This is a genomic window from Kineococcus indalonis, assembly GCF_009906395.1.
Classification (GTDB): Bacteria; Actinomycetota; Actinomycetes; order Actinomycetales; family Kineococcaceae; genus Kineococcus; species Kineococcus indalonis.
In genome coordinates, this window is sequence record NZ_JAAALM010000246.1 from 1 (window position 1) to 5875 (window position 5875).

Sequence of the window (5875 nt, forward strand, 5' to 3'; positions counted from 1 at the left end):
GTGGGCGGGCGGTGCGCGGGCGCCGTGACGGGCCTCAGGGCCGCCTCACTAGGGTGGCGCCATGCCTCAGCTGCGGGTGGCCATGGCGCAGGTCGACACGACCGTCGGGGACCTCGACGGCAACGTGCGCACGGTGCGGGAGTGGGCGCGGCGCGCCGCGCAGGAGGGCGCGCACCTGCTGCTGCTGCCGGAGACGGCCGTGACCGGCTACCCGGTGGAGGACCTCGCGCTGCGCCGCTCCTTCGTGGACGCCTCCAAGCGCGCGGTGGGCCGGCTGGCCGCGGAGCTGGCCGACGACGGCCTCGGCGAGCTCGTCGTGGTCGTCGGCTACGTGGACCGCTCCCCCGAGCGCGAGCGGGGCGCCACGCGCCCGGGCGGGCCCTCGGGCGGGCGCGACCTGCCGCAGAACTGCGCGGCCGTGCTGCACCGCGGGCGGGTGGTGGCCCGCTACGCCAAGCACCACCTGCCCAACTACGGCGTCTTCGACGAGTACCGCATCTTCGTGCCCGGCGAGGAGCTGCTCGTGGTGCGCGTGCACGGGGTGGACGTGGCCGTGGTGATCTGCGAGGACCTGTGGCAGGACGGCGGCCCGGTGCAGGCCGCCGGCGACGCCGGGGCGGGGCTGCTGGCGGTGCTCAACGCCTCCCCCTACGAGCGCAACAAGGACGACGTGCGCCTGGAGCTGGCGGCCCGGCGCGCCGCGGAGGCCGGCTGCCCGGTGGCCTACGTCAACGCCGTCGGCGGGCAGGACGAGCTGGTCTTCGACGGCGACTCCCTGGTGGTGGACGCCGGCGGGCGGGTCCTGGCGCGCGGTCCGCAGTTCACCGAGGCCCTGGTGGTGGCCGACCTGGAGCTGGCGGCGGCGGACACCTCCCCGGACTGGAAGGGCGCGGTGCAGCGCGTCACCGTCGCCGAGGCGCCCGTGGAGGCGTACGAGCCGCGCCCGGCGGTGGTGCACGAACCGCTGCCGGACGTGGCCGACGTGCACGCCGCCCTGGTGCTGGGGCTGCGCGACTACGTGCGCAAGAACGGCTTCCGCTCCGTCATCGTGGCCGTCTCCGGCGGCATCGACTCCGCGCTGGTGGCCTCCCTGGCGTGCGACGCGGTCGGGCCGGGCAACGTCGTGGGCGTCTCGCTGCCCTCGGGGTACTCCTCGCAGCACTCGCGCGACGACGCCGAGGAGCTGGCGCGCCGCTGCGGGTTCGAGTACCGCCAGCACCCGATCGCGCCGGTGGTCCAGGCGTTCCTGGGCACGGTGCCGCTGACGGGCGTGGCCGAGGAGAACCTGCAGGCGCGGGTGCGCGGCACGGTCCTCATGGGCCTGGCCAACCAGGAGGGGCACCTGGCGCTGGCGACGAGCAACAAGAGCGAGCTGGCGGTGGGCTACTCCACCCTGTACGGCGACTCCGTGGGCGGCTTCGCGCCGCTGAAGGACGTGCCCAAGACGCTGGTGTGGGAGCTGTCGCGGTGGCGCAACGCCACCGCCGCCGCGCGCGGCGAGCAGCCGCCGATCCCGGAGAGCACCATCACCAAGCCGCCCTCGGCGGAGCTGCGCCCGGACCAGACGGACCAGGACTCCCTGCCGCCGTACGAGGTGCTCGACGCGGTCCTGGAGGACTACGTCGAGGGCGACCGCGGCCGGGCCGAGATGCTCGCGCAGGGTTTCGACGCGGCCGTGGTGGACTCCGTGGTGACCCTGGTGGACCGCGCGGAGTGGAAGCGCCGGCAGTTCGCGCCCGGCACGAAGATCTCCTACAAGGCGTTCGGCCGGGACCGCCGCCTGCCGATCTCCAGCCGCTGGCGCGAGCCCGCGGCCGCGCCGGCGCTGGCCCCGCCGGTGAGCACCCGCGCCGACGCCCGCGAGGTGCTGCGGTGAGCTACGCGACCGAGAGCCCCGCGCCCGGCCCCGGCCCGCGCCGGCGCACGCGGGTGCACCACCTGCAGCAGCTGAAGGAGCGCGGGGAGCGGTGGGCGATGCTCACCAGCTACGACGCACTGACGGCCTCGGTGTTCGACGGGGCCGGCGTGCCCGTGCTGCTGGTGGGCGACTCCGCGGCGAACACGGTGCTCGGCCTGCCCAGCACGCTGGGCATCACGCTGGAGGACATGCTGCCGATGGTGCGCGCGGTGGTGCGCGGCGCACCGCACGCCCTGGTGGTGGCGGACCTGCCGTTCGGCACCTACGAGGCCTCCGACGAGCTGGCGGTGGCCTCGGGGGTGCGGCTGCTGAAGGAGGGCGGCGCGCACGCGGTGAAGCTGGAGGGCGGGGTGCGCAGCGCCGCGCGGGTGCGGGCCCTGGTGGACGCCGGCGTGCCGGTCATGGCGCACGTGGGCTTCACCCCGCAGGCCGAGCACGCGCTGGGCGGGTACCGGGTGCAGGGCCGCGGCGACGCCGCCGAGGCGCTCGTGGCGGACGCGCGCGCGGTCGAGCGGGCCGGGGCGTTCTCGGTGGTGCTGGAGATGGTGCCCGCCGAGGTGGCCGAGCAGGTCACGCGCACCCTGGCGATCCCCACCGTCGGCATCGGCGCGGGCGCCGGGTGCGACGCGCAGGTGCTGGTGTGGCAGGACTTCGCGGGGCTGTCCGAGCGCACCGCGCGGTTCGTCAAGAAGTACGCGGACCTGCGCGCCGCGCTGGGCGAGGCGGCGCGCGCCTACGCCGAGGACGTGCGCGACGGGACGTTCCCCGGGCCCGAGCACTCCTTCTGAGCCGCCCCTCGTGCCGGCGGGGCCAGGGCCGCCAGCAGCCAGCGGGCGGTCTCCTCCCCCGCCGCCGCGCCGCGCGAGGCCAGCAGCCGCACCCGGGGGTGCTCCCAGCCGGTGCGGAACAGCTCCCCGTGCCCGGGGCGCACCGCGGCGCGGGCGGCCACGAGCAGGTCCACGTCCAGCAGCGAGTCGCCGGCCGCGACGAAGCCGTCGTACCCGCCGCGGCGGGCCACCTCGGCCACCGCCGCCGACTTCGTCAGCGGCCGCGGCACCGCGTACAGCTTGCGGCCCTGCAGGGACACGGCGTACCCCCAGCCGTCCAGCAGGACCGTCAGGTCCCCCAGCAGCGGGCCCTCCAGCGCCGGGCGCTGCCCCTCGCGCAGCACCGCGTAGCAGAACGCCCCCGGCACGTCGCGCACCGCGGGCTCGGCCGATCCGGGCACCGCCGCGCGCGCGGCGGCCACGACGCGCGCCACCTCGGCGTGCACGCGCTCCAGCGGTGCGCACCCGTCGAGCCGGGCGCGCACCCGCGCGCTCCAGCGCGCGTCCGGCTCGCCGTCGACGAGGACCGTGGCGCCGTTGGCGCACACCGCCAGGTGCGGGGGCCGGTGCGGCCAGCGGATGCGGCGGTACTGCTCGGCGGTGCGGGTGGTCGCCGGCACGAACGCCCCCGAGGCCACCAGCTCGCCCAGCAGCTCCCACGCCGCCGGCGTCACCCAGGAGATCGTGCGCCCCTGGTACTCCTCCACCGGCACCAGGCCCGTCACCGCGCGCGCGGCGGAGCGCTCGGAGAACACCAGCGTCTGGTCCAGGTCGCTGGCCGCCAGCAGGCGCGGGGCCGCGGCCGTCACGGCGTCCGCGGTGGCCGCGGTCGCCGGCGCCGCGGCGCTCACCGGGCCACCCCCTGCGCGGCGCGCCCGTCGGCGCCGGTGGCGCCGCGCGTGAAGCGGGGGTGGATCAGGCCGATCGCGCTGTACGCCAGGCCGGGCACCTCCTGCACGGGCACCCCGCGCTGCTGGGCCAGCAGGTGCAGGTGCGCGAGGTCGTCGGGGTGCTCCAGCTCCGCCGGCGGGCGCACCAGCACCCGCCACGGCACCCGCCGCAGCAGCACCCGGGTGGTCTCCCCCACCCCGGGCTTGACGAGGTTCACGTCGCCGATGCCGAACTCCGCGGAGACCTCCTCCACCTGCGCCCACCCGGCGAACGTGGGGGTGCGGTCGCCGGCGCGCACCGCCGCCATCGCGGCCGGGACGTCGGCGGCCACCTCGTCGAAGCAGCCGCTCACGACGTCCAGGAACCGGCGCGAGACGTCCGCGGCGGCCAGGTCCGCGTAGAACTTCGCGCCGTGGAAGCGGTCCGGGCCGATGAGCCGGTCGTTGAGCACGGTGCGGCTGACCAGGCCGGAGACGGTGGAGTTCAGGCACGCCGAGGGCACCAGGTAGTCCGCGCGGCTGCCGAAGGTGCGCACGCACGAGCCCGGGTCGGTCAGCACCGCCAGCTCCGCGCGGAAGCCGCGCGCGCCGGCGGCGCCCAGCGCGGCGGCCAGCTCGCGGGCGATGGCGCCCTTGCCGGTCCAGGCGTCGACGAACACCACCCGATCGGGGTCGTGGTGCGCCGCCAGCCAGCGCAGCGCCACGGGGTCCAGGCCGCGGCCGCGCACGATGGAGACCGCGTAGTGCGGCCAGCGCGCGCCCGAGCGCGCCGCCCAGCGGCGCAGCAGCACCCCCACGGGCGTGCCCGCGCGCGCCAGCGAGGCCAGCACCAGGTCCTCGCCGCGCTCGGCGCGCAGCAGCTCGGCGACCACCGCGACGCCCAGGGCGACGCGGCGGGCGCTGCGGCGCAGGGCCGCCTCGAACAGCGCGCCGTACTGCGCGCCGGGCAGGTACTCCACCGGCAGCGACTCGGCGTAGTGGGCGCCGCCGGACTGCACGGCCTCCTCGCGCTCCTCGGCCGGCGCCTCCAGCGGCACGCCGGACAGGTCGGTGAGCAGCCAGCCGACCTCGTCGGCGGCGTAGCTGGAGAACGCCGGGCCTCGCAGCGGGCCGGGCAGCGGCCCGGGCGGGACGGTGGTCACGGGGTCGCGCTCCAGACGTCGGCGGGCAGGGTCACCAGGTGCACGCGCCCGGCCAGCGGGGCGAGCGCCGCCAGCGCCCCGTGGGGGGCGTGCAGCGCGGCGGGGTCGGAGGCGGAGTCCACGACGAGCACGAGCGCGTCCCAGGGCGCTGCCCCGGCCGCGGCGCGGTCGGCGTTGTGGGCGTAGCGCACGCCGGCGCCGTCCACGGCCGGGTCGTGGCTGGTGAAGGCCACCGAGGAGCGCACCGCGCAGCCCTCGGCGTCCACGGCCAGGACCGGCGAGCGCGTCGTGGAGGAGAAGCGCACCTCCCCCGGCAGCCGCCCGGCCAGCTCGCGCGCCAGCAGCAGCGGCGCGTGCATCAGCTCCTCGCTGGCCAGCACCAGCACGTCACCGCCCACCCGCGCGGCGAGCGCGTCGGCGGCGGCGGCCGCCGCGGCGCCGGCGGCGCCGGCGTGCCCGGGGGGCGTGCCGAAGCGGGCGGTGGTGGGCACGTGCGCCGGCCACGGCACCGCCACCCCCACCTGCGCCGCGCCGGGCGCGGGCAGCGCGCGCGGCACCACGGGCGCGGTGCGCGCCGCCAGCGCCGCCCCCCGCTCGAGCACGCCGTCGGGCAGGTGCACCGTCCCGGCGGCCAGCGCCACGACGTCCACGCGGGCGCCGAGCTCGACGGCCAGGGCGTCCAGGCGCTCGCGGTCGGCCGCCGAGCGCACGTCCACCAGCCCGGCGACCACGTAGCGCTCGCGCGCGGTGATCGCGTGCAGCGCCCGCAGCGTGTTCGCCACGGTGCGGCCGGTGGACAGCTCGTCGTCGACGAGGACCAGCGGCGCGGCCGGGTCCGCCAGCCGCGCCAGCACGGCCGGGTGCGCGGGCAGCAGCTGGTGGCCGGTGGCGTGGGAGTGCTCCTCCTCGAAGCCGGCGTACCCGACGGCGCCGGGCACCGCGCGGCGGGTGGAGTGCAGGCAGGCGGCGCCCAGGGCGTCGGCGACGGCGTGGCCCAGGCCGGTGGCGGTCTCGGCGTAGCCGACGACGAGGGCCCCGGGCACGGCGGTGGCCGTCGCGGCGGTGAGCACCCGCTGCGCCGCGGCCCCGGAGCCGGCC

General features: G+C 78.1%; 3 protein-coding genes and 1 pseudogene. 2 read left to right on the forward strand and 2 right to left on the reverse strand.

Going from position 1 to position 5875, the window contains the following annotated elements:
• Nucleotides 1-61 precede the first annotated feature (61 nt).
• Entirely contained in the window at nucleotides 62-1876 is a 1815-nt protein-coding gene (locus GTR00_RS12690) for an NAD+ synthase (RefSeq protein WP_166611977.1), read from the forward strand.
• Nucleotides 1873-2706 carry a 3-methyl-2-oxobutanoate hydroxymethyltransferase gene (gene panB, locus GTR00_RS12695; RefSeq protein WP_166611978.1) on the forward strand — a complete coding sequence of 278 codons (834 nt, stop codon included), beginning with the start codon at nucleotides 1873-1875 and terminating at the stop codon, nucleotides 2704-2706. Before GTR00_RS12690 ends, panB begins: the two co-directional genes overlap by 4 nt.
• On the opposite strand, the gene GTR00_RS12700 is transcribed toward panB, so the two are convergent.
• Both GTR00_RS12700 and GTR00_RS26395 read right to left on the reverse strand, forming a co-directional pair.
• Entirely contained in the window at nucleotides 2652-3596 is a 945-nt protein-coding gene (locus tag GTR00_RS12700; protein WP_205705688.1) for an HAD family hydrolase, read from the reverse strand. The genes panB and GTR00_RS12700 overlap by 55 nt on opposite strands.
• Nucleotides 3593-5875: pseudogene (locus GTR00_RS26395) on the reverse strand (phosphoribosyltransferase domain-containing protein); the annotation flags it as partial. The gene GTR00_RS12700 and the pseudogene GTR00_RS26395, both read right to left, overlap by 4 nt.

Excerpts from the sequence above, each read along its gene's own strand:
- GTR00_RS12690 (WP_166611977.1), top strand. The coding sequence starts at position 62 with ATGCCTCAGCTGCGGGTGGCCATGGCGCAGGTCGACACGACCGTCGGG.